This window comes from Thiorhodococcus fuscus (assembly GCF_042682685.1).
GTDB classification, from domain to species: domain Bacteria; phylum Pseudomonadota; class Gammaproteobacteria; order Chromatiales; family Chromatiaceae; genus Imhoffiella; species Imhoffiella fuscus.
The window spans coordinates 102,995-123,564 of record NZ_JBHUHX010000010.1 but is presented as its reverse complement, the minus strand read 5'-3'; the positions used below and the strand labels follow the sequence as shown (position 1 = coordinate 123,564).

At 58.5% G+C, this 20,570-nt stretch carries 19 protein-coding genes and 1 tRNA gene; 4 read left to right on the top strand and 16 right to left on the bottom strand.

What is annotated here, in order from left to right:
- Positions 1-116 precede the first annotated feature (116 nt).
- Positions 117-1,049: a ZIP family metal transporter gene (locus ACFSJC_RS05700; protein ID WP_386024451.1), complete on the top strand. Its 933-nt coding sequence runs from the start codon at positions 117-119 to the stop codon at positions 1,047-1,049.
- Between the two features lie 4 nt (positions 1,050-1,053).
- Here ACFSJC_RS05700 and ACFSJC_RS05695 read toward each other — a convergent pair whose 3' ends face one another.
- Positions 1,054-1,470 carry a hypothetical protein gene (locus tag ACFSJC_RS05695; RefSeq protein WP_386024447.1) on the bottom strand — a complete coding sequence of 139 codons (417 nt, stop codon included), beginning with the start codon at positions 1,468-1,470 and terminating at the stop codon, positions 1,054-1,056.
- Positions 1,471-1,604: 134 nt separating this feature from the next.
- Between ACFSJC_RS05695 and ACFSJC_RS05690 the strand changes: the two genes are divergently transcribed.
- Complete coding sequence (locus tag ACFSJC_RS05690) at positions 1,605-1,991, top strand: hypothetical protein (RefSeq protein WP_386024444.1); 387 nt, start codon at positions 1,605-1,607, stop codon at positions 1,989-1,991.
- A 64-nt stretch (positions 1,992-2,055) separates the two neighbouring features.
- Here ACFSJC_RS05690 and ACFSJC_RS05685 read toward each other — a convergent pair whose 3' ends face one another.
- The 3 genes from ACFSJC_RS05685 to ACFSJC_RS05675 form a co-directional block, all read right to left on the bottom strand.
- On the bottom strand, positions 2,056-2,604 hold the full coding sequence (locus ACFSJC_RS05685; RefSeq protein ID WP_386024441.1) for a DUF1134 domain-containing protein: 549 nt from the start codon (positions 2,602-2,604) through the stop codon (positions 2,056-2,058).
- A gap of 34 nt (positions 2,605-2,638) precedes the next feature.
- Positions 2,639-2,815: a hypothetical protein gene (locus tag ACFSJC_RS05680; RefSeq protein WP_386024438.1), complete on the bottom strand. Its 177-nt coding sequence runs from the start codon at positions 2,813-2,815 to the stop codon at positions 2,639-2,641.
- A 64-nt stretch (positions 2,816-2,879) separates the two neighbouring features.
- The gene (locus tag ACFSJC_RS05675) at positions 2,880-6,032 is read right to left on the bottom strand and encodes a bifunctional diguanylate cyclase/phosphodiesterase (RefSeq protein ID WP_386024435.1); all 3,153 of its coding nucleotides are present in this window, start codon (positions 6,030-6,032) and stop codon (positions 2,880-2,882) included.
- A 690-nt stretch (positions 6,033-6,722) separates the two neighbouring features.
- Between ACFSJC_RS05675 and malQ the strand changes: the two genes are divergently transcribed.
- Complete coding sequence (gene malQ, locus ACFSJC_RS05670) at positions 6,723-8,234, top strand: 4-alpha-glucanotransferase (RefSeq protein WP_386024432.1); 1,512 nt, start codon at positions 6,723-6,725, stop codon at positions 8,232-8,234.
- A 25-nt stretch (positions 8,235-8,259) separates the two neighbouring features.
- Here malQ and ACFSJC_RS05665 read toward each other — a convergent pair whose 3' ends face one another.
- Positions 8,260-9,069: a class I SAM-dependent methyltransferase gene (locus ACFSJC_RS05665; RefSeq protein ID WP_386024429.1), complete on the bottom strand. Its 810-nt coding sequence runs from the start codon at positions 9,067-9,069 to the stop codon at positions 8,260-8,262.
- A 204-nt stretch (positions 9,070-9,273) separates the two neighbouring features.
- Between ACFSJC_RS05665 and ACFSJC_RS05660 the strand changes: the two genes are divergently transcribed.
- Positions 9,274-9,364 (top strand) — tRNA-Ser (locus tag ACFSJC_RS05660).
- Between the two features lie 466 nt (positions 9,365-9,830).
- Here ACFSJC_RS05660 and ACFSJC_RS05655 read toward each other — a convergent pair.
- The 11 genes from ACFSJC_RS05655 to ACFSJC_RS05605 form a co-directional block, all read right to left on the bottom strand.
- The gene (locus tag ACFSJC_RS05655) at positions 9,831-11,456 is read right to left on the bottom strand and encodes an AAA family ATPase (protein WP_386024426.1); all 1,626 of its coding nucleotides are present in this window, start codon (positions 11,454-11,456) and stop codon (positions 9,831-9,833) included.
- Complete coding sequence (locus ACFSJC_RS05650) at positions 11,453-11,746, bottom strand: hypothetical protein (RefSeq protein WP_386024423.1); 294 nt, start codon at positions 11,744-11,746, stop codon at positions 11,453-11,455. The genes ACFSJC_RS05655 and ACFSJC_RS05650 overlap by 4 nt, the downstream gene beginning before the upstream one ends.
- Positions 11,747-12,494: 748 nt before the next feature.
- A complete protein-coding gene (locus ACFSJC_RS05645; RefSeq protein ID WP_386024420.1) occupies positions 12,495-12,728 on the bottom strand; it encodes a hypothetical protein in 234 nt (77 codons plus the stop codon).
- A 332-nt stretch (positions 12,729-13,060) separates the two neighbouring features.
- Positions 13,061-13,933 carry a hypothetical protein gene (locus ACFSJC_RS05640; protein ID WP_386024417.1) on the bottom strand — a complete coding sequence of 291 codons (873 nt, stop codon included), beginning with the start codon at positions 13,931-13,933 and terminating at the stop codon, positions 13,061-13,063.
- A gap of 27 nt (positions 13,934-13,960) precedes the next feature.
- On the bottom strand, positions 13,961-14,608 hold the full coding sequence (locus ACFSJC_RS05635; RefSeq protein ID WP_386024414.1) for a class I SAM-dependent methyltransferase: 648 nt from the start codon (positions 14,606-14,608) through the stop codon (positions 13,961-13,963).
- Between the two features lie 16 nt (positions 14,609-14,624).
- Positions 14,625-15,488, bottom strand: a complete 864-nt coding sequence (locus ACFSJC_RS05630) for a hypothetical protein (protein ID WP_386024411.1) — start codon at positions 15,486-15,488, stop codon at positions 14,625-14,627.
- Between the two features lie 1,061 nt (positions 15,489-16,549).
- Positions 16,550-16,981, bottom strand: a complete 432-nt coding sequence (locus tag ACFSJC_RS05625; RefSeq protein WP_386024408.1) for a KilA-N domain-containing protein — start codon at positions 16,979-16,981, stop codon at positions 16,550-16,552.
- 3 nt (positions 16,982-16,984) lie between these two features.
- Positions 16,985-17,194 carry a hypothetical protein gene (locus ACFSJC_RS05620; RefSeq protein WP_386024405.1) on the bottom strand — a complete coding sequence of 70 codons (210 nt, stop codon included), beginning with the start codon at positions 17,192-17,194 and terminating at the stop codon, positions 16,985-16,987.
- Between the two features lie 728 nt (positions 17,195-17,922).
- Positions 17,923-18,150, bottom strand: coding sequence for a hypothetical protein (locus ACFSJC_RS05615; RefSeq protein ID WP_386024402.1), 228 nt, complete (start codon positions 18,148-18,150; stop codon positions 17,923-17,925).
- A 180-nt stretch (positions 18,151-18,330) separates the two neighbouring features.
- Positions 18,331-18,843 carry a hypothetical protein gene (locus ACFSJC_RS05610; RefSeq protein ID WP_386024399.1) on the bottom strand — a complete coding sequence of 171 codons (513 nt, stop codon included), beginning with the start codon at positions 18,841-18,843 and terminating at the stop codon, positions 18,331-18,333.
- A 60-nt stretch (positions 18,844-18,903) separates the two neighbouring features.
- Entirely contained in the window at positions 18,904-20,343 is a 1,440-nt protein-coding gene (locus ACFSJC_RS05605) for a hypothetical protein (RefSeq protein WP_386024396.1), read from the bottom strand.
- Between the last annotated feature and the right edge of the window lie 227 nt (positions 20,344-20,570).

The window sequence follows — 20,570 nt, the reverse complement described above, 5'->3', positions numbered from 1 at the left end:
CGGCGATCGCTCGACCTGTGGGGGCAGGTCACTGGGTCCTTGAATCGAGCATTCATTCCAGTGATTATCCATGGCATTCGACCTCTCGGTCATCACGCGAATCAGGTCATCGAGGCATGGAAAACGTGCGGCAGTTCACGACATCGACATTGGGTGCCGCCTGGGTGGTCCAGGCGCGCACCTATCCCCGGACCAGCATCGGCTTGGGCGTCGCCGTGCTGGCCGTCGTGGCGATGCTGGTGTCGAGCGTCTGGCAGGTGCTCATGGGGCAGGCGGATGTCGCGTTGCGTCTGGCCATGGTTGGCGGTTTCGCGGCATTCGCGACGACGGCGCTGGGCGCTGTTCCCGCCGTCGGTCTGCACGGACTGAATCAGCGTCTGGAGGACAGCATGCTCGGCATGGCCGCTGGCATGATGCTGGCCGCCAGCTCCTTCTCGCTCATCCTGCCCGGTCTCGAATCGGGGGCGACGCTGACCGGTAGCGACGCCCTGGGGGCCGCGACCGTGGTGCTTGGCATGACGCTCGGTGTGCTGCTGATGCTCGGTCTGGATCGATTCACCCCGCATGCGCATGTGCAGACCGGCCCCTGTGGTCCGGCCAGCGATCGGGTGGGCCGGCTGTGGCTGTTCGTCTTCGCCATTGCGCTTCATAACCTGCCCGAGGGCATGGCGATCGGCGTGTCCTTCTCGCAGGGCGACATGACCGTGGGGCTGCCGCTCACCACCGCGATCGCTCTGCAGGATATGCCGGAGGGGCTGGCCGTCGCCATGGCGCTGCGCGCGATCGGTCTGTCGCCCTGGCGCGCGGTGCTGCTCGCCGCCGCGACCGGTCTGATGGAGCCGCTCGGCGCGTTGCTCGGCGTGGGACTGACCAGCGGGCTGGCGCTCGCCTATCCTGTCGGGCTGGGGCTTGCGGCCGGGGCCATGATTTTCGTCGTCTCGCACGAGGTGATCCCCGAGACCCACCGCAATGGCCACCAGACCCCGGCTACGCTCGGACTCATGGCCGGGTTTGCCTTGATGATGGTGTTGGATACGGCTCTGGGGTGAGGCGTCAACCGATGGCGTCGGGTCCGATCGGGCAGGTGCTCGGCGCGAGGATGTGTAGATGCAGTCGCTCGTCGCCCTGGGCGGCCTCGGCGAAGGCGCTCTCCAGTCGTGCGCGATCTTGAGGGGTCGGGCTGTCCAGCGCCAGAACCAGACGCAGGCGGTTCATGCCGGCGCTGTCCCTTTCGGTCCTCCCTGCGCTGATCCAGTTGGTGAGACGTGTCAGTGCCTGGTCGGCATCGTGTGGCTCGACCAGATAGATGAGCAACCGCCCGCCGACATCGATGCGGCGTCGGATTCCGGCGTTGCGCGAGATGGCGGTCGGCGCATCCACGACGTGCTCGAAGATTTCTGGCGGACAGCCGCAGCCGAGGGTTTGGCGGATGAATTGGGCGAGTTCGGGCGAGGCGGGTTCTGTGGTCATGGTCTCTGTAGCCTTGCTGGTCGGTGCCATGCCTGGGTTGGAGGGCGGCGATGCTGAGGGTTCATCTTTCGTTCAGCGTTGAGCGCCTATTCTTCACGCCACTACGAAGATTAATCCAATCGGGAGTTGCCGACATGCGTATGTGGACCACAAGTCTTTTGATCGTGACCCTTGGTGCGGCTATCGCCGCTCCGGCGCAGGCGCGCCCGGACAGGGGGAGCGTTTACGATCGCATGGATGATCAGGTGCGTATCATGGAGCGCGGTATCGAATCCGGGGACTTGACCGAGCGGGAGGTGAAGATCCTGCGTCGGGAGCAATACGAGATTCGCGACTTGGCCAAGGATCTGCGGGCCGAGGGCGATTCGTCGAACAAGCGTCATCGCATTTTGGAGCGACGTCTGGATCGGGCCGAGGACCATATCCGCGCATTCATGCACAACGACGATCGCCGTTACCGCCATGATCGGCGCGGTCCTCCGTCACGCCAGCGGGACAACGATGAGCACCGTTACTGGTGATCCCGGATCGCCGGCCGGGCCCCGATGGCGCGGCCCGGAGCGGGCTGCGTGAGGGCCGAGGGGGTCAGAAGGGGTTGTAATGGGCGTGCTCGGTGAAGTCCATGTAGCCGGCGCTCACGCCTTGACGCCAGCCGGCGCCGAAACGAATGGGGGCGATGACGATGTCGCCCGATTGCAGATAGTTCACCCCGACACCGCCGATCAAATAGAGACTGCCTTCGACGCCGGGAAAGCGCTGGAACAGCTGTTGCTCGCCGGGTAGGTGATAGATGAGCACGAAGACCTTGGAGACGTTCAGCCCCAGGTCCAGCCCGATCGAGGGTCCCTGCCAGAACACCTGGCGCTGAACGCCAGTCTTCATATTGAGGACGCCCTTGCCGTAGCGGACGCCGACGGCGAGCGCGGCCCCGATCTCGTCTCCGGCGATGAAGGCGTTGGGTTCGCCCTGCTCCTCGAAGACCTTCTGGACGACCTTGCCGAGATTCTCCGCGCCCTGACCGAAGAAGACCTCCAGTTGGGCGAGGATCTCATCGCGCTTATAGGTCTCGTCGGCGCTGCACGGCTGGGCGGCCCAGAACAGGAGCGTCAATAGGACGGTGAGGTATCTGGTCATGGGCGTCTCTCTGCTGTCGGTGCTGTCCTGGGAGTCATTGCGTCCCCGTGTCTTCGGGACCTTTGTCTTCCTGTTCGCGGTTTCGTTCCTGTTCCGCAGGCGTCTCGCGGTTGCGCGCCCGGTCGAGCGCCTTACGCTGCTGTAGATAGAAGCCAAGCACCACGGCGACGATCAGGATGAGTTCTATTGCCTTTCCGGTTCCGGTATCCATGCCGTTTCTCCAGTGAGCAAATGATGGAGCGAGCTCGGACTGCGATTCTCGAGTGCTCCTGGGTTTAGACGAGCGCCTCGGTCTCGTCGATCTGTATCCGCCCGGCTCGCAGCAGCGGTTCGATCTCTTCGGCGGTCAGTGGCCAGGCGAAGAGATAGCCTTGGGCGACATTGCAGCCGTGATCGATGAGAAAACGACGTTGGACTTGCGTTTCCACACCCTCGGCGATGATGTGGATGCCGAGATTCGATCCCAACCCGATGATCGCCTTGACGATGGCGGCACCCTGGCTGTGCCCGTTGAGCTCGCCACCGATTTCGGTGAGGAAGGAGCGGTCGATCTTGATCGCCTGCATCGGCAGCCGGTTCAGATAGCTCAGCGAGGCATAGCCGGTCCCGAAATCGTCGATCGAGAGCGTGAAACCGCAGGCCCGCAGCTGGGACAGGATGGTGACGGCCTGTTCGATCGAACGCATGGCGGCGCTCTCGGTGATCTCGAACTCCAGGTGCGCCGGGTCGATCTGGCTGGCGGCCATGATGTCTTGGATACGGTGGGTCAGGTCCTCCTGGTAGAGCTCGTTCGCCGATAGGTTGACCGCGATGGGGACGATTGGGACGCCCTCGGCTTTCCAGCGCTGAATTTGCTGGCAGGCCTCGCGCAGAACGATTGGTCCGAGATCCAAGATGAGCCCGGTCGACTCGGCGATCGGAATGAACTGCGAGGGTGGAATCAATCCGCGCTCGGGATGGCGCCAGCGCGCCAGTGCCTCCATGCTGAGGATCTTGCCGGTGGTGATGTCGACCCGGGGCTGGTACTGGAGCACCAATTCGCCACGTTCGAGTCCGATCCGCAGGGCCTGTTCCAAATGGAACTGCTCCAGGAGGCGTCGGTTCAGCACGGGGGTGAAGAAACGGTAGAGTCTGCGTCCATCGCCCTTGGCGATGTGCAGCGCGGCATCGGCGTGACCGATGAGCGCGTCCGTGGTTTGAGCGTCCTCCGGATAGAGCGAGATCCCGGTGCATGCCGTGATGCGGGCGGTATTGGTGCCCAGCCTGATCGGCTCGTCGAGGAGGGCGTTGACCTGTTCGGCCAGTCCGACCGAATCCTGAACCTGGCGCAGATGGCCTGCCAGGAGGACGAAGTTGTCACCTCCGAAGCGGGCCAGCGTGTCTTCCTCGCCGAGCAGCGTCTGAAGGCGCCGGGCCACCTCGCGCAGCAGACCGTCGCCCGCAGCGTGGCCGAGCGTGTCGTTGATGAATTTGAGTTTGTCGAGATCGATCGAGAGCAGGGCGAGCCCGTGACCGTTGCGTCGTCCGGCGGCCAGGGCGCGGTCGATCCGCTCGCGCATCAGGGCGCGGTTGGGCAGGCCGGTGAGCGGGTCGTAATGGATGAGATAGGTGAGCTGTTCCGTGAGCGTCTTTTTGTCGCTGATATCCTCGGCCAGCTTGACGAAATGCGAGATGACCCCTTGGTCGTTGCGCAGTGGGGTGATGAGGGCCTGCTCCCAATAGAGCTCGCCCGACTTCTTGCGATTCTGGAGTTCGCCCTGCCAGCTGTTTCCACGCATCAGCTGAAGCCAGATCTTGCGGATGTACTGAGGCGGCGTCGCATCGCTCTTGAGCACATTCAGGTGCTGTCCGCGAATCTCCTGGTGGCTGTAGCCGGTGACGTCGCAAAACCGCTGATTGACGTACTCGATGTCTCCGCTCGGGTCGGTGATGAGGACGATGCTGGGGCTCTGCTTGACGACCAGCTCCAGGCGTTCGAGCTCGCTCTCGCGTGCCTTCTGCTCGGTGATGTCGATCAGCCCGCCGTAGAGCCGGACGACTCGGGGAGCGGTGGATTCTTGAATGCACTCGGTGGTGCAGCGGACCCAGAGCAGCGATCCATCCCTGTGGCGAAGGCGTAGTTCGCAGCTCGAGGTCTCTCCGGCCGGGAGCGCGGCGATGTGCTCGTCGAATCTGAGCTGATCTTCGGCGAGGACCAGGAAGCGCCAGCTGCCCCGAGACAGAACCTCGTCGGTGTCGTATCCGGTGAGGTTCAGGATGGAGTCCGTGACCCATTCGATTCGATGGCCTTGTTCCTCCCTGTCCAGGCAGGAGTAGGCGACATCGCTCATGATCGAGGTCACCTGGCGGTAGCGGGCCTCGCTTGCGCGCAGTTCCTGTCCGGTTCTTTGGCGGACCAGCAGGTTGGCGATGCTCTCGCCGATCACGCGTAGCGTTCGTATAGCGTGTTCGTTCCAGGCGCGGGGTGCGGTGGAGGCGCCCAGCACAAGTGCCCCCATGATCTGGCCGTCGCCGATCAGCGGGAGGGAGAGGCGCAGTCGAGCGCTCTGGTGCTGCGAGTCGTTCTCGGCTTCGGGCGGGAACAGCGCGCTGTCCGGGATAGGGTCTTTGCCGTCGGTGCGTGCCGACCACCAGGGGAACTGGGCGGCGGGGATGGGTGTCTGGTGATTATTATCGCATTGCGTATCGCGGTCGATCCAGGAATGGATCGGTTCGAAGACGGAGCCGTGCGCGTGGAGTCTGTAAAGATCGCAACGGTCGGTCTTGAAGAAGCGTCCGATCCGCTTGAGCGCCTGGACGATGACCTCATCGAGCCCCGTCTGGCCGCTGTTGACGAAGAGCGAGGAGATGTCCGCTACCAGGCGCTGGGTGTTGAGTTGGGCGATGCGCTCGGTCTGGTCGACGATGGTGCAGACGAATTCGGGCTCTGTCGATTCCGATCCCGGAAGACGGATCAGCATCAGGTCGGCAATCAGCGTGCACCTGTCCGCACCGCGTAGGGAGACCTCTGGGCAGGTCGCCTTGCCCTCGGACTGGGCCTTGAGCAGGGCTCTCTCCAAAACCGGGACATGGTGGTCGGTGGCGAGATGGCTGAAGAGCTGGCGGTTCAGCGCAAGGATGGCGTTCGCGGCCGCGTTGGCGTCCGTGATGCGTCCGCACCAGGAGACGAGCAGTGCAGGAAGCGGTAGGTCATAGTAGAGACGGACGAAGCGCGCTAGGGCCAATGCGTTCATCTCATGGCTGTCGCGTAGCGCGTCCTGCTGGACCAGGAGTTCGGCGTGATAGACATGCAGCTCTTCCAGCAGCGCTTGCAGACTGAGGTCGCCTCGGTCGTAGTCGGCGATGGTGTCGTCAAAGCGCCGGTCGTGCAGAATCTGCCGTGCCTGCTCGCGCAGGCCGTTCAATTCCGCCCTGTCTTTCTTGTTCATATCAATATTGCCAGTCTGCTGCTGCACTCTCTACACGATGCCTGATTCAGGTGCCGGCTCTCGCCGACCAGGATTCTCGGCCCATCCGAGGTCTGCCCGTCCCCTCGCGCGGGTCTCTGGGCGGACCCCCGATGGTCGCCGGTTTCAGGTTTGTCACCGCCATTGCGCGGGAACGGTTCTCGGGCATGATTTCGACATGGGTTGCGATCATCGGCAGGCTTGCAGTCGGGCGGGAGGGGGCGGTCCGGTTTCGGTTGGGACGGCGGTGCGCGGGCGCGAATCGGTGGGCATCGCGAGGTTCTCCGTCGTGAGGCAAAGGGTTCCTGAGCGATCGCGTCAGGCCGGCCCAACGTGAATCCGTTGCCGGGCGATGCGGCCTGATTCTCCCTCGCAGCCAGCGGGATGCTACCGGATGACGGGGGCGGAGAGAAGCGCCAGCTTCGCGTGCGTTTCGTCCGATCCCTCTTGATAATGGTGGCTAGGAGTCGCCACTGCTTCTCGGGTGTTCTCGTATGCTTGAGCGCTATCGATCTCTAATCGGCGCGCTCATGTTCCATGGCCCTTTTGTTCGGATCGATCGCTCTGATAGGGTCGTTCGGCGACGATTCTGCAATCGCCAAGGTCTTTTGGCGGCGCTTGGTTTAGACTCCCTAGGTTTGGATCCGAGCTCATGTTTGGAGGCCCTATTTCATGCACCGCACCAGCGGCATCTTGCTCCATCCGACATCGCTTCCTGGCCCCTACGGAATCGGCGACCTGGGTCCCTCGGCCTACCGCTTCATCGATTTCCTGGCGCGGGCAGGGCAGGGGCTGTGGCAAATGCTGCCGCTCGGTCCGACCGGTTATCGCGATTCGCCCTATCAGTGCACCTCGGCCTTCGCGGGCAATCCGCTGCTCATCAGTCCGGATCTGCTGGTGCGGGCAGGTTGGCTGAACGATGTCGAGTTTGAGGTGCCCGAGTTCCCGGTCGATCAGGTGGACTTCGGCGGCGTCGGGGCTTGGAAGTGGGGGCTTCTGGAGCAGGCGATGGACGGCTTCAACGCCCATGTCTCCGAGGTCGATCGCGAGCAGTATCGCCGTTTTTGCGATGAGCATCGTTCCTGGCTCGACGACTATGCGCTCTACCAGGCGCTCAAGGCGCACAATGAGCAGCGTCCCTGGACCGATTGGGAGGCGGGGTTCAGTCAGCGTGATCCAGAGCTACTCTCCAGGTGGGCGGGCGATCACGGCGCGGAGCTCGACTTCCAGCGTTTCGTCCAGTTCGTGTTCTACCGTCAGTGGGCGGAGCTGCGCGCCTATGCCAGAACGCGCGGTGTCCATCTGATCGGCGACATGCCTATCTTCGTGGCGCACGATTCGAGCGAGGTGTGGACCCATCCCGAATGGTTCGAGCTGGACGCCGAGGGGCAGCCCACGGTGATCGCCGGGGTTCCTCCCGACTATTTCAGCAGTACCGGGCAGCGCTGGGGAAATCCGCTCTATCGTTGGTCGGCACTTGCGGACGATCATTACGGGTTCTGGGTCGAGCGTGTGCGGCGTGCGCTGGAATTGGTCGATCTAGTGCGGATCGATCACTTTCGGGGGTTTGCGGCCTACTGGGAGATCCCGGCCAGCGAAGAGACTGCGGTCAATGGGCATTGGGTGCCCGGGCCTGGAATGGATCTCTTCAATGCTCTGCGCGCCAGTTTGGGACAGGATCTGCCGTTGATCGCCGAGGACCTAGGGATCATCACCGAGGACGTCGAGGCGTTGCGGGATCAGCTCGATCTGCCCGGCATGGCCGTGCTGCAGTTCGGTTTCGAAGATCTCGCCGATGGTTGCGGGCGTTCCTCCTTCCTGCCGCACAACCACCGGCGTCAGCTCGCGGTTTACACCGGTACCCATGACAACAATACCCTGCTCGGTTGGTGGGCCGATCGCGACGAGACCACTCGGCACTTCTCGCGGCTGTATCTCGGCGCCGATGGCCGCGAGGCCAACTGGGACTTCATGCGTTCCGCGCTGTCCTCCGTAGCGAATCTGGCCCTGTTCCCGATGCAGGATGTGCTTGGGTTGGGCGCCGATGCCTGTATGAATCGCCCGGGCACGGAGGAAGGCAACTGGATTTGGCGCTATCGCGAGGAGATGCTCGACGAATCGATGGCGAACCGGCTGCGCGAGCTGTGCCGGCTCTATGGTCGGTGGCCCTATCCCGAGGGGTGAGCCTGCATTTTGCGCGTGCGCCGGATCATTTCTCGGCCGTGATATAGGCGAGCCAGCCGGCATCCGGTTCTCCCGACTCCACCGGGACGAAATGGCCGTCCGGATCGCCGTCCTCGTCCCATCCCTGCCAATAGACGAGGATCCGCGAGAACCCGGCCTCGCTCAGGAGTTCCCGGATCTCGGGAAGGGTCCATAGACGCCAGTCGTAGCTGAACGCCCGATCCAGCCTGCTCCCGTCGTCGAATCCGAAGTGGATGTGACAGACGAGTCTGCCGCTGATGGGGTCATAAGTGGCTTGCTCCCAGACATAGTCGAAATCGGAGCCGTCCGGATCCTGGATGCGGCGTTCCTCGGTGAGCCGACGGAATGAATCGTAACCCCCGTAGGCATCGAGAAAGAAGACACCACCCTCCTTCAGCGTCGATCTGACCGAGCTGAAATAGCGCAGCATGGCGGGGCGTTCGTTCAGCAGCCAATAGCTGAAATTCATCGCCAGCACGATGTCCGGTCGGCGTTCGGGCGGTTCGAGGACGTCGGTCTGGATGAGTTCGGCGCGTACTCGTTGATCCTCGGCCAGTGTGTCGAGGTTGTTTCGGCGCCCCCAGTCGAGCACCTCGCCGTCCAGGTCCAGCCCCCATGCATGATTGGTCTTGCGCCGACGCACCCACTCGCGGCACACCGCGCCGGTTCCGCAGAAATCTTCGCGCAACAGATGGGCCGAGCGTCCGCGCAGCATCCGAAAGGTCTTGTCGATAAAGTCGATCTCAGCGGGCGGGTTTTGGACCGAGAGTTCATAGAGCCGATGCGGATCGGCGTTGGAGGCTTGATTTTGCATGCCGATCGCTGGCGGGGCTCCGATCGAAAGGGTGGTTGATGGTGCTCATTATGGCGGGGTCGGCCTCCTTACGAAAGAAGAGGGTTTGTAAGCGGACGAAGGATACTGTATATTTGCGCGCTCTCACCGGACAGGAAGTCTGAAATCGCCGGTTTTCGCCCCTTTGAGATCGGGCTGCGGCGTTGAGAATGGCACTACACCCCCGGAGAGGTGTCCGAGTGGCTTAAGGAGCACGCCTGGAAAGTGTGTATAGGTTAATAGCCTATCGAGGGTTCGAATCCCTCCCTCTCCGCCATCTGTTCTAAAACCGTGTATCTTGTTTAAAATCAGCAGGTTGAAGCATAAGCAAATGCTGATGACCCACACGGTTCACCCACACGCAGCTCAGTGCTGGCAGGTTCCGAGAAGGACCGGGCTAGACTGGGCTGTTTGTCGTTGTGGGATTCTGCTTCCGCGAGTGCATGGTGCTTGTGCTGTCACTGACGGATTTGCTTCCGAGTCGGCTCTCGTCGTCGTCGATGGCCGAGTATCGCGTGATGGTCGCTTGCCCCAAGGGAGCAGAAGAAGGCGAAGGGGGCGCTCAAATTCCAGTGCTCCCTTCTGCTCCCTTGCACTCTTCTGCTCCCTTTGAGCCGTGGTCGCGCCAAAAAATGCTGAAGAATGCATTCAAAGAGTGCGGAAGGGAGCAAAGAGCGCGGAAGGGAGCACGTAGACTTGAGTCCATTTCTTCGCCCCCTTCCGCTCCCTTTGGCGGCTAACCGCTAGGCGGCGGCAGCCTCTCCCAGCGTCCAGGTCCACGGTCCCTGGTAACCGGACTTCTGGCGCTCGATGCCCAGTTTGGCTGCGGTTCGCTTGCCTTGATCCCAGGAATAGCCGGCTTCCTCGATCATGACCTTCATCTCCTGGGCTGTGCGTTCTCCCTTAGCCAGGGCATCCCGGATCAGCTCCTCCAGAGCGACCGCCCTTGAGCGACCGTCATGGTCCGTGGAGAGCGACCACACCCAGCCCTTGCTGAAGTCCTCCTTCCTCCGCTCCACTCCGATCCGGCTGGCAGCTCGCTTCACCCGATCCCAGGAGTAGCCGGCTCCATCGGTATCGGCCTTCATCTGCTTGGCGGATACTGGACCGTCGGCCAGGATCCCGCGAACGAAGGACTCGACATCGGCGTTGCTCTCTCCTTCACCATCAGGGACCGGCTCTGCCATGCCCAGGAGTTCCCTGGCGCTGCCTTCAAGCATCTCGCCCCAGAGGACTCGGGTTGCCTCGATCCCCTCGACCGGTTCCTCCAGTTCCAGGTCGTACCCGAACCCCTGGCCATCCTCGCCGATGTTGCTCTTGGCTCGGGCTAGGATCCGCCTCACTCCACTCGGATGGTCGTCCGGCAGCCGAGCGGTCGCCATAACCACCCGCGCCAGGGCACCGAAGGCGAGCGAGCCGGTCACCCGATCAATCGGATCTCGTCCCGAGCTGCCCTTGCTGAAGTGAGAGATCCCCAGAACAGCGCAGTGACGGGAAGCGGCGAGATCGACCAAGGGCTGCAGGGCTCGCCGGACCTCGGCGTTCCTGTGACTGTCTCCTGAGACCGCCGCCACGATGGGATCGACGATCAGCAAGGAAGGGCAAGGATCCATCCAGGCCATCTTGTCGGCCAGGAGGTCGATGTCGACGGCTGGATCGAAGGCTCTCAGGCCATCCTCGGTGTTGGTGGTCGTGATGAAGTGGACCCGATTGAGATCAGCGCCCACAGCCATGAGCCTCGGAACCAGGGTGTCCTTGATGTCGTCCTCCCCGGACCAGATCAGGACATCGCCTTGGAGGGCTTCGGTTCCATCGGGCCAGCGGCTCCCGAGCGAGACCGTCGCCGCCAGAGCCATGCTGACGGTGGTCTTCCCGGTGCCTGGGGCTCCAGCCAGGAGGTGGACCTTCCCGGCCGCGAGCCATCCGGGCCAGAGCCAACGCACGGGATCGGGCTTGATGGTCGAGGCAGCCTTGGTGTTCACGTCGATGAATCCCTCGGATGATGCGCCGAAGATGTCTCTGGGATGGATCACGCTGCCATCGGTGGCATGGACGATCCCGGTCTCGCGCTCGATCCAGTTGCCCGCTCCGTCTCGATGGACCCGGACCCATCCGGGGTTGTCGGGAGAGTGCAGCAGGTGGCTGCCTGTGCGGTCTCGAACGACCTGGGTCTCTTGGCCATCGGGTCGGCGGATGGTGACGACTGGGGTGAAGTCCGGCAGCGGAGTGTCGGGGGCTTCGGCTTTGCTGGGTGTGGAAGCTCCAGTGGATCTGGATGCTGAGGCTCCAGAGGCTCTGGATGGGGAGGTGTGCCTGGAGGTGCTGGACACCCCCTCGGCTGCGACTGCAAGGAGGGGGCTCGGGTTCATACGGACGGCACCTCCGAGGCAGCGACATTGGCTCGGATGGCGTTGATGTTCGAGCCGGTGACGGCCGACACGATCCGATCCCATTCCATCAGTCCGGCTTGGCTGGCCTCGGCGTGGGTGTCGTACCCACTCCGACTCGTCAGCTCGGCCTTGTTGAGGTAGACCTTCCACATCCAGGAATTCTGGCCGACATCGACATCCAGACTGATGGTGCTGCGGATCTTCAGATCAGCCGTCGCGATGGTCTTGTCGGTGGAGCCAGGGGCGAGGATTTGGTCGTGGGTTCTCATGGGTCGATCTCTCCAGAGTTGGATTTGAGAAATCGACCGCTCACACAGGCAATCCGATGCTGTCACTGAAGAGCAGCGTCAGAAGCAGAGGCTCTCCCAGGAGGGAGGAATGGGAACTCCAGGCACAACTTGGCCATGGATCGGCACAGTTGGGCCTTGAGCGGACAGACCAACCCCTAGGGCGGTATCATGTCCGAGCCGGTGCAAGCCGTTCAGAGCGGTCTTGCTTTGCCGTCGGGGTGCTGGTAACACCTCGGCGGACGGTTTTTACTCTACGTCAAGTTTTCCCTTCCTGCCAGCTCTCTCGTTCCTCACCTGTCAGGCGTATCGTTCGCACTGGGGCTCGCAAGGGTTCGACTCACCTTTCTCGCTCAACGGCATTGCTTGACTATGGCAATGTCAGCCCGTGTTACGCGGGAAGTGGCTAGATTTCCCTGAGATCTTTATCAGGGCGCGGCCTCGAAATGATGTGTCGCTCAAGATCCTGAGGGCGTTTCAATCATCTGATGCTCAAATGGCTTCGCGTAACCTATAGTAGTAGATTAATACATTATCGGTAGGCGCCTCCTTAATCGAGGAGGTACTGGTAGTGGCCACTTAGAATTCTAAGTAGGGCTCTAATCCAGCCGACACCAAAACCGCCGCGAGTTCTTGGTGTCGGCTGGGTGCCTTGTTTGCGCCGATTTGCAGTATGAGCAGGCCAGTAGAATAATTATCTGGCTCTCAGGTTTATCGCGGATGCACTAAGCTAACGATACTCTCTGGTGTTTTTCCTCGTATGCTTGATATTGGCAGCCAATACAAAAGCAAAGAAAGCGATAGCACCAGAGACTAATGTGCTTCCACCATCCCCTTTTTGGTAGCTGCCATATGCAAATAGACCAGCAATTACCGCGACGATAAACAACAATTTCTGCAGACCCGATAAAAATGGGTTGTGAACCGTATCTGAAACGTGACCACTTTTGTGTTGCCAGCCCATAATTTGCTCCTCTAAGTTAAAGTAGATCAAAGCGCTGGGGCTTTCCTGAATTGAGGCGTCCCTTTTCGAAGACGCCTAGTTGACACTCTTTCTATGCGTTCAGAAGCCGCCCGTAAATAGCTTGAACGGTTGGCATTCAGCAATCAAATTCAGATCAGACGTGAAGTATCAAGTCCACACAATTTTTTAGCGGACGATCTCTGATTTTATTTAGTGTGGTACAGCGATAAGACTAACCTGCACCACATTGTGCTGTGATATCGCTCTATGTAATTTCGGAAATTGGCAGCTTATTGATATTTCAAAAAGATCTGACAAATGTGTTGCGCAGCCTACCCTAGAGCATCTGGCGATGCGGTGTCATAAATCCAGTCTGCCATCCCGAAAAATTCAAATAACCTTTTAAATTTCTCTATCAAAAAAAACTCCCCGTTTACGTAAGCAACAATCATATGGAAGCTACACATAGGGAGGCCCGCTGTCACAGCCTGTGGTTCGATGGTGAAAGCACAAGAGTCAGAGATAATGTATTCGCTGGACTTGCTTATGAACTCGCGTCCGCCGCCAATTAAGCTGGCGATACTCCGAGCATCCTCCATCGTTTGCCCGTCCGGCGGTGCTCCCGTCGAAAAATAAGGGATAGTATGGCCGATGTCTGCAGCCAAACCCCCGGTTAAGCTATATGTATTATTTTTTGCGCCAAGCGTGAGCAACTTCTCCTCTGCCAATGAATGCAGTTCCGAAAAAGTCATGCCAATATTTACGGACAACGCTATTTGTCTTGTTGCCTCATAAACAGCACGGTACCACTGTCTGATGTTTGGGTCTCGTCCGCTATAGTACGTTGCAACGTGATCGCCAATCATCTTCGTTGCTCTATCAACGGCTGAAAAATAAGGATATAAAACTGTATTTTGGTTAAAGTAAACATCCGGACTAGGCCAATTGCACTGATCTCGGAGAGATTGGTATTCAAGACGATTGAAGTCGTCGGGTTCGCCAATTAATACGGAAACGCCATTTGGTGGAGGCGAGTACCAGCCAAAGGGATGAATGCTCGTTTTTGTTTTGATGTATTGCAGCCACTTGTCTGCCAGGTGCTGCTCTGTAAAGTGCATTCCAAGTTCTTGAAGCGCCTCTAGCAATGTGGTTGCCGAGGCGTCGCGGGCATGAATAATTGCTTCTAATCGGGTTGTGGCATTCATGAAAACCTCTGGTTCAAGGAAAGCAAACTATGCAAGATTGGGGCGTCTCCAAGTAAGATCTGAATCGCGATTGAATAGGGCTAATGTCATATCGCCCCCTCCTTGATGATAGCTATGGTCGATACACCAAAATTTGGTTTTAGATTTAGCAAATGCCACTACGGCTTCTGGATTCAAATATAGTTCGTTAATAACCTTATTCGAATCGTCTCGTGATGCGCTTAGCAGGTTAACAGCTAAAGCTTTCTTGCATGAAGCGAAAAGCTGAGCGATAAGTTCGAAATGATATTGAGGCTTATCCAGATCGACAAATTGAAAAACACCACTGGCAAATACATAGTCTGCGGCACCAAAGCAAACCGCGTCAAAAGCAATCTTTTCAAATTGGCCTCCGTAACGAGATCGAGCCACTGTGAGCATATGCTCGCTGTGGTCTAGGCCGCGATACTCTAGAGGAAGCCCTAAGCTTGATAAGTATGCATAAAGGTCGCCTGGCCCGCAGCCATAGTCAATAACTGAACCTCCCTTGAATTGAGACGCACGAACGAGTGAATTGAATCGCGCTACCTGGCTTTCCGAACTGCTCCAGCCGGCTAAATGATATCCAGCGCTGTTAGTTTCACTGCAAGAAATTAGCGCGTTGTGAAAATTATCGATTGTTGCTTTACGTCCCATGGAGCACCTCAAGGTATTACAGAGACAAAATTCGAGCGCCTGCATTAACCGTTAAAAAAACAAAGCACCAAAATAAAACGCTCAATACTGCCAAAGCAAATCTACCGTATTCCGAAGCGAGAAACGCTTTTCGATACTTTATGTTATCGTTAGACTCTCTCTTGGCAAAATCAGCTGCTTGTTTGAGCCAATATGCAACATTTACCAAGGTTCCAAAGATAACAACGACTACCCCTCCGCCAGGAGCCGTTGCGCTGCGGAATTGCGGGATAAAGAATAGACTCAATGACGGCAAAGATACGATTGCAAAACGAAATGCGGACCGTTGTAAACCAACTTGCAAAAATTTCTTTCTAGGTAGAGGTTCTTGGAGTTCTCCTAAGCCTATACTCGTATAAAAAGCCGTAGTCATAAGTACATACATTGTGGCGTCATAGAAAAGCAAAGCTATGGGCACAGAAATGGAAATGAGAATATTTGTAACCAGTGGGTCATTTGTTGATATTGCTGCAATAGCTAGCGCAGAAATGAAAGAAATAATTGCTCCAACAGTTAATCGAACAAAGGAAAGGACTTTGCGCCCATCCGAGTAGGCGGTTGTCGCGTCACGGATGAAAAGCATTTGAAGAACGATAAAAATATACCTCCAGATTTCAGAGAAGCTCATCTTCCACGAAAACAGGTTGTTCAGGAATGCAATTGCAATCTTTATTGCTGGATCAAGCTGGCCGATAGTAAGGTCTACGGCATGCACATATACGCTGATAATGATTGCAAAGGCTTCACTGAGTCCAAATTCTAGGGAGTGACGTAGAAGGGCAAATATGGAAAGCGCTGCGAATAGTTGACCGAGAAATCCATATATTGAGGGCGGACTCATTCCCTCTCGTGCAATCCGTAGCGCAGACTTAACCTGCAGCCGAGCAAATCTTAAGTAGATAACGATTCTTAATCGCGGAATTCTGTACGGCATTGGTAGCAGCACATGCCTTCTTATGATGATGAATTGGGAGGCAAATCAAAGCTTAAACTATTTCTGTAGGGTTAATTGAAGCATGCTCTATGCCATCCTTGTAATATTGTGCTCGACAGGCATAGCTTTACCCATAATCTCTATAGAGCGATTTGTGTGCGCCGCTATAAGGCGTCGATTCGACGCCTTGACGCCGGCAGCAACTAAATTCGCGTAACTGTTCAGACCCCCTGTTGATTTCCTGCTTCTCGGGTCATCAGTCTCTGATTCTGCTTTCTCCGACGTGGATTCTGTGGAGGGGGTCTGAACGGTTACGAATTCGCAAGGTCGAAGACAGGTGCCGTAAGTGGGCCTTGATCATTGTTCGATCCACCTGTCGCGATTTAGCCTCGGAAGAGCAATCAAGGCTCTGATCATCAAGAACTTAAATGGCGTTAGTTGACCGTGCAACAGGGTCTTGGGCGAAACGATGATCAAGGCCCGTAAGTGCTTGAGCGAGCAGGTCAGTCCGGCTTATGGGTAAAGATATGAAATCGACAGATTCCGTCTAACCATCTCATTACATTGCCCTCTCTGTCCTCGCGGTGAAGTTAAGCGAATTGCATGCCAAAACCGCTGCTGGCGGGTCATGTTATTTTTGCGGCATCAAACACGGTTTGGTCCACGTTGCTAGACGTGAAGCCCCTCTACTTGTGCCTTGATGTTGTGGCGCCGACAAGGGGCGCGCACACGGTTAGATATTAAACCTCCGTCCTCAATGGATGCAATTAGAGTCTCATGGTAGATAGTTCCGGAGGTGGCCTAGGTAAATCGTGACACGGGCCGGCGTCTGTTGTCCTGGCGCAGAATCAGGCGGACACAAATCAACTGCTTGCGGTGGGGCCGAAAGGGCGCAGCTAAGGCTACGGGAAAAATAACTGAGGCTTTGTTGATTCTTCAGCGATAATTCTCTCCGTGTGCGCCAATGCCTACTTCTGTGAAATCGCTTGTACCTCACGAGCCTGGTCGAGGATCGCACCCATGTACTTGAGCGGATCGTTGAGCACGTTTTCGGCTGCCGTGTGGTGGACAGCCACGCCTCGGGTAGCCAGCCGGTCGTAGGAGCGAATGACTTCGAGGTGGAACTTCGGGGAGATCCACATCGCATAGGCGTAGACCAACTCCTTCACGACGAAGGTGCCACCGCTGCGACCCCGGATGCGGGAAACTCCTCGAATCTGAGGAGTATCCAACTCGGCAATCAGATCGACAGCCTGCTCGGACCGTAGCCAGTTGGACGGCTGATGCTTCTTCAGTCCACCAGCAGCCGTGTGCAGATCGTTCAGGTTGAAGCGACCATCGGAATCCTGGCGGACGGTGACATCGGCGACGACGAGAGAAGAGGAAGTCAGGTTGCTCATGTCTTACTCCTCACCCAGAACAGCGACGCCATCCAAGGAACTGTCCCGTTCGAGGAACTCTTCGGGCGCAGAGAAGTAAGCCCGCTCCATGCGAGAGATCTCCTCGCCAGTCCAGCCATCGTCGAGCAACGCTCGGACGTGGTCACGATTGATGTGCTGGCCATGGCTCCAGAGGTCGATGGCTTGAGCGAGAGGGGTTTCGTAGTTGGTCATGGACCCCTTGATCGGGGGACCAACCTGAGAGGGGACGCTCGTGTCCACTGGTGGTGAAGAGGTGAGTACCCCAGTGGATGACCCAGAATCGCGCCGAATTGAAGACCTTGGCTTGACCTTCCTGGCTGATCAGAGGGGCTCTAGCGGCGAGCCTGGTGAGGCTTGAGGGGGATCATGCGGAGGCACGGGAGACGTCCCCTTGAAAACCCACAGATAGATCGAGACTGGTGGTCGAGGAGGGCGCTGGGGATCCGGGGGCAAGCTGCGGGGAAGGCGAGGAGGGGCAGAGGTCGTGCTCTTGAAAACCTACAGATATGAGCTGACAGACTACCAAAGGATTCGGCCACCTTCGAGCCACCAGGCCAGCGAGATTTGGGGAAGACCAGGGGAGCCTGTCTCGATCCCCCTTGCTGATCCCTGCGCCATCTCCGAACTACGCCATGGTCTCCCCGATCAGGGGACCATGAGCCAATCATCGCCCCCTTCTGACACTTGGAGCTAACCGCCGCAGCAGTCAGTGGGCGAACCTCGGGGCATCAAGACCGTCGCAACGGTTCCATGCCGAGCCTGGACCCTATGGTCAGGACGACACACAGCCCTGGGGTTGCCTGCAGTGCTCTGGGGACAGATCGGGGTGGAGCGAGGTGGATCTGAGGTGGTTCGGTGACCATGATCATTTCCCTGTCCTTCCAAACAAGGCGGCGCCCTGGTCGTGGTGTCGATCCGCCTCAGCGGCCACCGAAGTGGTGACGACAGATCAGCCAGGGACCAGCCAGGATTGGAGGGGTAAGGATGATGGTGATGATCCTCGGCCTTTGGCCTTCCTTGGCCATGCGAATATTCCCCGATTCAAAGGCTGCTTCTTCCTTCAATCCGGGAACATTCAGTCGCGTCATGCGGCTTGCCTGACCAAGACCCAGCCTTTGCCGCTGAGACCTACAGCCTTCCTTGGCCATGCTGAGAAACGGCCCCTGAAACCCCTAAAGAAATACTTTAGAGATGTTGGGGGCCGATTCCGGGTCAGCCTTTCACCAACGTCGCCCTTGCTCCACGTCCCTGGCCTTGAGACTTTAAGCACCATCTTCCCTATAGAAAGGAAAGCTATTAGGGACATTGGTGCCTAACCTGTGGGGGGCTCAAGCTGTCACCGCGCCGAACGGTCGAACCAGAGATCTGCCCTCTTTCATCCAGGACGGCTCCAGCTCCAACGCAATATCGATTGCTCTGGTCCCGGACATCTTTGGCAGCTCCCCAAGCTCGGGCACCAAGGACTTCAGAGCCCTGGTGCTGACCTGATCCTCGTCGAACTGCTTCAAGAACCCAGCCACGATCTGGCCAACCTTCTCGACCTTCCCTTCCTTCTGCTGGCCATAGTCCCCGATCCACTTCTCGAACCGAGCACCCCGGAAGACCAACTGCAGTCCTTTGGTCAGCTCCTTCAACTTGGGAGCGACCAACCAGAGAGTCATCCGTCCACTCTGGCATCGGTTATCCGTCGACCGACAGGCTCCACGAGAGGCGGCTTGGTAGATCAGATGCAGCGACTCGGTGACGCTGATACGGCTGGCTTGGGCCTTGTCATAGCCTGCCTCCATGTTGTCCCTGGCAGCCAGATGACAGCCCAGCAGATGGTCTGGAGGCAACTGCATGACGCCAGCCAGGATGACATGACGGCAGTACGCCCAGTTGTTGCTGGAGGTCTCCGAGCCCTAGGTGGCAATGTTGATCCTGGGTCTCTGTTCGCCGCCGATGTTCACGGTCTTGAGGGTGTCGATCCCGGCATCATCCAGAGCCTTGAGCAGCACCTGTCGCTGAGAGATCCGACCACGATCCTTGTAGGTGAAGACGAGGATTCCTTCATCCTCGGGGATCTGCTTGATCGTCCTCACCAGATCATTGACGAACCGCTTGCCGGAAGCCTGCTTGACCATGTCCTTCTGAGAAGGGATGTCGCCGAATTCCTGCTCCATGGAGTAGCGTCCCCAAGGAGCCACCATGGTTTTGATGGTCATGGCGGGGTAGGTCTTCAGTCCCTTCTCGAAGAACGGCTTCAGTCCCTGGAACTTGCCGGGGAGATCCTCGATAGCGACCGTGCGGATGTCCTCGCGCACCAGCTCACGAACGATGTAGGAGGCATCGAGAACGACCACTCGCTTCAGTTCCGACTGAACCACGGTCGTGTAGGTCGCCACCATGCCCGCTTCGGAGGGGTGAATGCGGACAGTGGATCCGGCCATGGCCAGGACAGCATGGGCAGCCTGGGACCAGTCACGCTGATAGAGGCTCTGCTGGTAGTGGACCATGTCCTCCTCGGACAGCTTGGGCAGATCGATCAGCATTCCATCGGGACCGACCTCGTCTTCCCTGGCTGCCTGGAGTGTCGCCTGGACAGCGTTGAGCCACTGGATCAGTCCGACATACTTCTTGTCGTACATGGCCTCGATGTACGCCAGGTCGGCCTTGAGCTGCCGAAGGCGGAAGGAGGTGATGTCTGCCGGAAGGAGGCTTTCGTCGTAGATCAACAGCGAGCGTTCCTGACCCTGGTAGGTGTTGAACACTGCCGTCGATTGCTCGTCACCGTTACGGACTCGGGCATGGGTGACCAGCATGAACTGCTTCTGCTCCGGCGCTTCCCAGACCGCAGGCTCGGAGGCAAAGCCATCGGGTAGCGGGGCCTCGCCTTCAAGGTAACGACGGGCGACCTCCTGGTCGTGCTTGTAGGAGTGCATGAAGCCGATCTTGTCGGCGATCTCGGGGCCAGCCAGCTTGACCAGTTCCCGCTTCAGCTCGGACAGGGCTTCCACCTTGCTGGCCGAGACTGCCAGGGAGATGTCCTCGATCCCGAACTCATGGAGAGCCAGGACCATGGCCACAATGCTGGAGGTCTTTCCGTAGCCGGTCGGTAGCGCCGCCACGACACGGGATTCCAGTTCGCTTAGACCGCCGGTAGCCAGCTTGAAGTAGAGCAAGAGCAGGTAAAGCAGCACCTGCTGTTGTTCCATGCTGGGGCTGTTGCCGTGCTCGGTCAGGATCTTGAGCAAGATCTCGTAGGCACGATAGGCAGCCAGCATCAGATGCTCTGGCAGCTCGGGATTGGTCAGGGTGTAGGTCTTGTCGTTCAGGGTGATGTCGATGGATTGGGTTGTCATTTGGGTAAACCTCATTCTGGTGGGCACCCTCATCCAGGCGACATCCATCCTCCCTGTCCCCAGCGGCCTCAAATGACGAAAGCGCTACAAGGGGATGGCAAGGATGAAGATGCCGACCAGAATGTCGGTGCTGGGGATTGATTCGATTGGGTCGGTCGATGCCTGGGATTCCAGGTATCTCAAGGCTCGGTGATGTCGGCACCGATGGGTGCGCCTTGGTGGCGCGG

Excerpts from the sequence above, each read along its gene's own strand:
- ACFSJC_RS05700 (WP_386024451.1), top strand. The coding sequence starts at position 117 with ATGGAAAACGTGCGGCAGTTCACGACATCGACATTGGGTGCCGCCTGG.
- ACFSJC_RS05695 (WP_386024447.1), bottom strand. The coding sequence starts at position 1,470 with ATGACCACAGAACCCGCCTCGCCCGAACTCGCCCAATTCATCCGCCAA.
- ACFSJC_RS05690 (WP_386024444.1), top strand. The coding sequence starts at position 1,605 with ATGCGTATGTGGACCACAAGTCTTTTGATCGTGACCCTTGGTGCGGCT.
- ACFSJC_RS05685 (WP_386024441.1), bottom strand. The coding sequence starts at position 2,604 with ATGACCAGATACCTCACCGTCCTATTGACGCTCCTGTTCTGGGCCGCC.
- ACFSJC_RS05680 (WP_386024438.1), bottom strand. The coding sequence starts at position 2,815 with ATGGATACCGGAACCGGAAAGGCAATAGAACTCATCCTGATCGTCGCC.
- ACFSJC_RS05675 (WP_386024435.1), bottom strand. The coding sequence starts at position 6,032 with ATGAACAAGAAAGACAGGGCGGAATTGAACGGCCTGCGCGAGCAGGCA.
- malQ (WP_386024432.1), top strand. The coding sequence starts at position 6,723 with ATGCACCGCACCAGCGGCATCTTGCTCCATCCGACATCGCTTCCTGGC.
- ACFSJC_RS05665 (WP_386024429.1), bottom strand. The coding sequence starts at position 9,069 with ATGCAAAATCAAGCCTCCAACGCCGATCCGCATCGGCTCTATGAACTC.
- ACFSJC_RS05655 (WP_386024426.1), bottom strand. The coding sequence starts at position 11,456 with ATGAACCCGAGCCCCCTCCTTGCAGTCGCAGCCGAGGGGGTGTCCAGC.
- ACFSJC_RS05650 (WP_386024423.1), bottom strand. The coding sequence starts at position 11,746 with ATGAGAACCCACGACCAAATCCTCGCCCCTGGCTCCACCGACAAGACC.
- ACFSJC_RS05645 (WP_386024420.1), bottom strand. The coding sequence starts at position 12,728 with ATGGGCTGGCAACACAAAAGTGGTCACGTTTCAGATACGGTTCACAAC.
- ACFSJC_RS05640 (WP_386024417.1), bottom strand. The coding sequence starts at position 13,933 with ATGAATGCCACAACCCGATTAGAAGCAATTATTCATGCCCGCGACGCC.
- ACFSJC_RS05635 (WP_386024414.1), bottom strand. The coding sequence starts at position 14,608 with ATGGGACGTAAAGCAACAATCGATAATTTTCACAACGCGCTAATTTCT.
- ACFSJC_RS05630 (WP_386024411.1), bottom strand. The coding sequence starts at position 15,488 with ATGAGTCCGCCCTCAATATATGGATTTCTCGGTCAACTATTCGCAGCG.
- ACFSJC_RS05625 (WP_386024408.1), bottom strand. The coding sequence starts at position 16,981 with ATGAGCAACCTGACTTCCTCTTCTCTCGTCGTCGCCGATGTCACCGTC.
- ACFSJC_RS05620 (WP_386024405.1), bottom strand. The coding sequence starts at position 17,194 with ATGACCAACTACGAAACCCCTCTCGCTCAAGCCATCGACCTCTGGAGC.
- ACFSJC_RS05615 (WP_386024402.1), bottom strand. The coding sequence starts at position 18,150 with ATGGCCAAGGAAGGCTGTAGGTCTCAGCGGCAAAGGCTGGGTCTTGGT.
- ACFSJC_RS05610 (WP_386024399.1), bottom strand. The coding sequence starts at position 18,843 with ATGCAGTTGCCTCCAGACCATCTGCTGGGCTGTCATCTGGCTGCCAGG.
- ACFSJC_RS05605 (WP_386024396.1), bottom strand. The coding sequence starts at position 20,343 with ATGACAACCCAATCCATCGACATCACCCTGAACGACAAGACCTACACC.